Annotated in this window: 6 protein-coding genes; 3 read left to right on the forward strand and 3 right to left on the reverse strand. The window is 72.4% G+C overall.

The features are described from left to right. Positions 1-43 precede the first annotated feature (43 nt). The 3 genes from HW445_RS23025 to HW445_RS23035 form a co-directional block, all read right to left on the reverse strand. Positions 44-697 (reverse strand): hypothetical protein, encoded by a 654-nt coding sequence (locus tag HW445_RS23025; protein WP_180222870.1) that lies wholly within the window; start codon positions 695-697, stop codon positions 44-46. Positions 698-723: 26 nt separating this feature from the next. Next, the gene (locus HW445_RS23030) at positions 724-1,164 is read right to left on the reverse strand and encodes a VOC family protein (RefSeq protein ID WP_180222871.1); all 441 of its coding nucleotides are present in this window, start codon (positions 1,162-1,164) and stop codon (positions 724-726) included. Positions 1,165-1,252: 88 nt separating this feature from the next. After that, positions 1,253-1,759: an ATP-binding protein gene (locus tag HW445_RS23035; protein ID WP_308799730.1), complete on the reverse strand. Its 507-nt coding sequence runs from the start codon at positions 1,757-1,759 to the stop codon at positions 1,253-1,255. A 106-nt stretch (positions 1,760-1,865) separates the two neighbouring features. Here HW445_RS23035 and HW445_RS23040 point away from each other — a divergent pair, with 106 nt between their 5' ends. The 3 genes from HW445_RS23040 to HW445_RS23050 form a co-directional block, all read left to right on the forward strand. Then, a complete protein-coding gene (locus HW445_RS23040; RefSeq protein ID WP_180222872.1) occupies positions 1,866-2,702 on the forward strand; it encodes a helix-turn-helix transcriptional regulator in 837 nt (278 codons plus the stop codon). Next, positions 2,699-2,908 (forward strand): DUF397 domain-containing protein, encoded by a 210-nt coding sequence (locus tag HW445_RS23045; RefSeq protein ID WP_180222873.1) that lies wholly within the window; start codon positions 2,699-2,701, stop codon positions 2,906-2,908. Before HW445_RS23040 ends, HW445_RS23045 begins: the two co-directional genes overlap by 4 nt. A 90-nt stretch (positions 2,909-2,998) precedes the next feature. After that, on the forward strand, positions 2,999-3,481 hold a 483-nt coding region (locus HW445_RS23050; protein ID WP_257231236.1), incomplete at its 3' end, for a thiamine pyrophosphate-binding protein.

Below are 3,481 nucleotides of genomic sequence, written 5' to 3' on the forward strand. Positions count from 1 at the left end.
ACGAGCAGCCGCCGGGTCCGTCCCAGCGCGGCCCACGCCCGCCTCACCGGGACGCCCCGTGGACGGGGGTCCAGTGCGGGCGGGCCTCGTCCAGGAGGGGGTACGCGGGGGCGTCCCAGATCAGGCAGCCCCAGACGACACCGGGCACGTCCGGGCCCATCAGGTCCGCCGGCCCTTCCGTCAGGGTGCGGTGGACCGCCTCCAGGTACGCGGCCAACGACGGCTGGTGCAGACGGAGTTCCATCTCGGGCAGCGACCAGTGGCCGACGCCCTCCGCGCCCACGTACTCGCCGCTCTCGGGCCCGGCCTCGTCCGTCGTCAGCCACGGGACCACCTGCGCCCCGCGCCAGTGGTCCCGCTCACCGATCAGGGGGAGCCGTCCGCGCACCGCCTGGGCGGGGGTGTACAGCACCCCGCCCGGCAGGAACCTCCCGGAGCCGACCTCGCCCTCCTCGTCGGCCTCGATCCCCAGGTGCTCCACGCCGCCGCACAGCCGCCACAGCGCCACGAGTTCCGTCGGCAGTCCGTGCCCCACGAACTCCCTCAGGCAGGAGTCGGCCGCGGCGATCTCCTCCTCCGTGGCGGGCGGCAGGAGCGAGGCGTGGGAGAGGGGAGCGTGCTCGGCGAGCCAGTCGGTGACCTTGCGCCAGGCCTCCTCGACCCGCCCGGTGTCGCCGTCGTCGTGTCGATCAGACATTCGCCCACGGTAACGCCGACGGACCGTCAGTGGTGATCTTTCCCGTCCGCTCGTCGGTCCGGCCGGGGGTCCAGGTAGTGCGCGCGTCCCTGGCCGTCGAGTCCGACGGAGCCGTCGGGACCGTCCGGGATGACGCAGAACTCGTTGCCCTCGGGATCCGCCATCACGAGGAAGCCGCCGTCGTCGTACGCGTGCAGCCTGCGCCCGCCCAGTCCCTCGATCCGCCGCTGCTCGGTGACCGGGTCGGGGCAGGAGACGTCCAGGTGCACGCGGTTCTTGCCCGGCGGCCGCGGCTCGGAGGTCTGCTGGAAGCCGACGACGAGGTCGCCCTCCCGGTCCAGCCACACGTAGGGGCCGGTCCGGCCCGCCACCTGCCTGCCGAGGACCTCGGCCCAGAACCCGGCGAGCCGCTCCGGGTCGGCCGCGTCGACGATCACGGCCTTGATCTGCACGGAAGAGTTCGTCATACCGAGGTCCTTCCCGCGTCCGCGCCTCGCACGGCCACCGCGTGGCGAGTTCCACGCCTTCGCCCGCCGCGCGCGGGCGTCACCGGTGTCACCGGTCGCGCGGGATCTCCGCCCACACGTACTTGCCGAACGGCCTCGGGCCCACGCCCCAGCGGCCGTGCGCCAGGGCGGAGACGATGTGCAGGCCGTTGCCGTGGTTGCGCCGCCGCCGGTCCGCCGCGCCGCGGAGCCGGGGGCGCCGGCGGTTGGGGTCGTGGACCTCGACGCGCACCCGGTCCGGGGTGATCCGCACGGTCACGCCGATCAGGTCGTCGTCGCGCGCGCCGTACTTGATGCCGTTCGTGGTCAGCTCGGACGTGACCAGGCGGACGGCGTCGACGAGTTCGTCCGGGGGGTCCGGGATCTCCTCGCGGACGCGGTCCACGGCGAACCGTCTGGCGAGCGCGACGGACCGTCCCTCGCGGGGGAGCACCAGGTCGACGGACCCTGTCCCGTCGTCACCCGTGCGGCTGATTCGGCCGGGGGTCAGGAGGGCGGGCGACTCGGCTTCCTCACGACGTCCCCGCACGTGAGGCGACTTCTGGTCAGCGACCACGGCAACTCCTCTCCGTGACGGAGCGACTACCAAGGGGGCCCAGCGTGGCCTAGAGTCGGCCCCCTCTCAACTTTGCGAAAGGGGACGGAAGGTTGGTGGCACGCCCATGAACCGCAAGGAGCTGAACCCCGAGAGCTCCCCGGCCGCGGCCTTCGGCGCACGTCTGCGGACGGTGCGCGAGGCGCGCGGCTGGAAGCAGGAGGACCTGGCGGCGCGGATGGAGTACTCCAGCACGCACATCTCGTCCGTGGAAACCGGTCGCAAGCTTCCAACCTTGCGCTTTTCGCGCAGTGCCGACCGGGCCTTCGGGATAACGGACAGTGCCGAGACGTTCGAGCGGCTCTCGCGGGAACTCCGGCACGGGAGCCTGCTGGAGGGGTTCCCCGAGTTCGTCGCCTACGAGGGCCGGGCCGTGGAGATCCGGCTGTACGAAGTGGGCGTGATCCCCGGGCTGTTGCAGACGCGGGAGTACGCGACGGTGCTGGCCGAGAGCGCGGTGGCGCGAGGAGCCATCAGTCCCGAGCAGGCGGACGAGCGGGTGACCCTCGTCGCCGAGCGGCAGGGCGCCCTCGACCGGAGGTCCCGGCCGCTGGTGTTCGTGGTGCTGGACGAGAGCTGCATCCGGCGGCCCATCGGTGACCCGTCGGTCATGGCCGCGCAGTTCGACCACCTGCTGGCCTTCGCGGAGCTGCCCAACACGGTGCTCCAGATCGCGGAGTTCACGATGGGGCACCGGCGGCCGTTCAACCTGCCGATCACGATCCTCACGCTTGCGGACAGAGCGCTCATGTCCTACGCGGAGTCCGCCCAACGGGGCCACCTGGAGCGGGAAAGCACCTCGGTGCTGCCCGTGCTGACGGCCTACCATCAGCTACAGGCCGAAGCGCTGTCCCAGGCGGAATCTGTCGCCTTGATCAGCCAGCTACGAAAGGGCATCTCGTGACGACCGAATCCCCTCGTTGGGTCACGTCCTCCTACAGCGACAACGGTGGCCAGTGCGTCGAGGTCGCCGTGAACCTCGTCCCCTCCCGCGGCGTCGTTCCGGTCCGGGACTCCAAGAACCCGGCCGGTCCGGTCCTGGCGCTCCCCGCCGCCTCCTTCGCCGCCTTCGTCGCGGGCGTCAGGGCGGGCGCGTTCGGCACCGTCTGACCGGACGTCCCCGCCGGGCCCCGTCGCGCACCGCACGGCGGGGTGCCGCGGGGCCTCGGCCACCGCTTCCCCGAACGGAGAGAACCGACCATGCTGGTACGCGAAGCCATCGGCCGCACCCTGCACGACCTCGGTGTGCGCACGGTGTTCGGCGTGGTCGGCAGCGGCAACTTCCACTTCACCGGCGCCCTGGTGCAGGCCGGCGCACGCTTCGTCGCCGCCCGCAACGAGGGCGGCGCCTCGGTGATGGCCGACGCCTACGCCCGGATGAGCGACGAGGTCGCCGTCCTCTCCCTGCACCAGGGCTGCGGCTACACCAACGCCCTCACCGGGATCGGGGAGGCCGCCAAGAGCCGCACCCCGCTGCTCGTGGTCACCGCCGAGGCGCCCGAGCCGACCTCCAACTTCTTCATCGACCAGCAGGCCATCGCCGAGGCGCTCGGCGCGGTCGCGCGGCGGGTCCGCTCACCGAGCACCGCGCTCGACGACGTCACGCGGGCCTACGAACTGTGCGCGCGGGAGCGCCGCACCGTGGTCCTCAACGTGCCGATCGACGTGCAGGACGAGCCGCTT

This window comes from Streptomyces sp. UH6 (assembly GCF_013421635.1).
GTDB lineage: Bacteria > Actinomycetota > Actinomycetes > Streptomycetales > Streptomycetaceae > Streptomyces > Streptomyces abyssomicinicus.

Excerpts from the sequence above, each read along its gene's own strand:
- HW445_RS23025 (WP_180222870.1), bottom strand. The coding sequence starts at position 697 with ATGTCTGATCGACACGACGACGGCGACACCGGGCGGGTCGAGGAGGCC.
- HW445_RS23030 (WP_180222871.1), bottom strand. The coding sequence starts at position 1,164 with ATGACGAACTCTTCCGTGCAGATCAAGGCCGTGATCGTCGACGCGGCC.
- HW445_RS23040 (WP_180222872.1), top strand. The coding sequence starts at position 1,866 with ATGAACCGCAAGGAGCTGAACCCCGAGAGCTCCCCGGCCGCGGCCTTC.